This is a genomic window from Vibrio sp. Y176 (genome assembly GCF_033438945.1).
In genome coordinates this window covers 1-1511 of the sequence record NZ_JAWOQS010000063.1, presented here as the reverse complement: position 1 = coordinate 1511, position 1511 = coordinate 1, and the positions used below count along the sequence as shown (strand labels likewise).

Genomic DNA, 1511 nt, shown 5'->3' with positions numbered 1-1511 from the left:
CATTTATCAAAGTAAGACGTTTAGCCCTTCAATATTGACGGAGAATCTACCAGAAACACGCATTGTCGCGCAGAACTCCGGTTCTACTGTGATTGAAGTACAAGGGAAGTATTATGTTTCTCTTGATGGTTCTAGTTGGATTGAATACCCAACAAAGTAGTCCCAACTAAACCATACGATGCTGCCTAAGGCCGGAATTTCCGGCCTTTGTTTTTGTTAAAAGTCGCTATACAGCATTGGCGCTGCTGGTGGATATTCTATTGGTTGCCAACGATCATTAAAGGTGTATTTGGCATAAAGCATGAAATGGTTTGGAGTATAAAACTCAGAACGCTGCACATCGACTAATGCGCCAAGGTACCAACGTTTACTGACTCGCTTTTCCACCGCTGCTTGCAACGATGTACCAAAACCACCACCTTTGTCTGACGTCGCTACTGTCGATAAGTATGGTGCGTCTTCCTTAGTCCAAGAGTTGGAGACGGACGCACTCAACTGATATGACCAAGAGCTGTTGTATCGACCATAAAAGTTGATAGGTAAAGACACCGAGAAGTAACTTTGCGGGCTGTAGTAGCCACCGTGACCTAGCGTGTACTCACCCAAATTTTTGTCGTAATCAAGGTACATTAAGTTCGTACCAATACTTAAACGCTGGTCATCCCTTGCAATTAACTTATAGTACGCCCCACCTAACACGCCTAAACGAGTGTTGTCTTCAACCTTTTCACCAGTCAAACTATGATACTGCAAGCTACTCCAAAAGCCGTAAGGGCCACCAGTGTCCCAGCTTGAGTTCAACTTCACGCCAGTACGGATAACCCCACCCCATTTAGTCCCTTGAGGGTCAGTCGTACCACTAGGGACAGACATTCCAGCATAAGAAAGCGTGCTGCTGGTCTCTGGGCGACGCGAAGCTTCTGCAGTCCAACCTAACTCACCTAGGTCCCCATTGATGCGCACACCACCAACCCATGTGGTATGGTCGAAACCAATTGGTGTCGTGCCGATATCGACCAACCAATCTTCAGCTTGCCAGCCCACTCCAAATGCCATACCTGATGCGTCATTTTGGAACGAAGTGCTGTCAGAATCGGTGGTTTTTTCATAGTAGTCCAACTGACCTGAATCGATAGAAACATAATCGGCTTTTAGCAACAGATGCCCATCCCAGCTCTCAATCGGGAGTCGAGCTTCTATGGGCACTTGATTCGAAGTATTACGACTATCTCGTGCACTGTAATCCCAGCCAATCATGACATGACCATCACTCCTATCATGCAGTTTATCGATGTCCGATTTGACGTTACGAGTCAACCAGTAGTCGTCAGCAGTATCATATAGCTCACGTAAGCTTGGGAGCTCTTTTGTCGCCTCTTCAGGTTCACGATTTTTATCCATTCGGTCAAGATTTAAGGCTTGATAGGCGCGTGTTTCAGCTAACGCCCACTGTTGATTTTCCATTGCTATAGACATGCTATTGCGAAACGCTAATGCGTCGGCATCAGGCA

2 protein-coding genes are annotated in these 1511 nt (G+C 46.3%); one reads left to right on the top strand and one right to left on the bottom strand.

Going from position 1 to position 1511, the window contains the following annotated elements:
• Window positions 1–160: cellulose biosynthesis protein BcsG (bcsG, locus tag R7O13_RS24060; protein WP_318304825.1), on the top strand; the 160-nt coding region annotated here is incomplete at its 5' end.
• A 56-nt stretch (window positions 161–216) separates the two neighbouring features.
• Here bcsG and R7O13_RS24055 read toward each other — a convergent pair.
• Window positions 217–1511 (bottom strand): cellulose synthase subunit BcsC-related outer membrane protein (locus R7O13_RS24055; RefSeq protein ID WP_318304824.1); only part of this gene is annotated, 1295 nt, incomplete at its 5' end.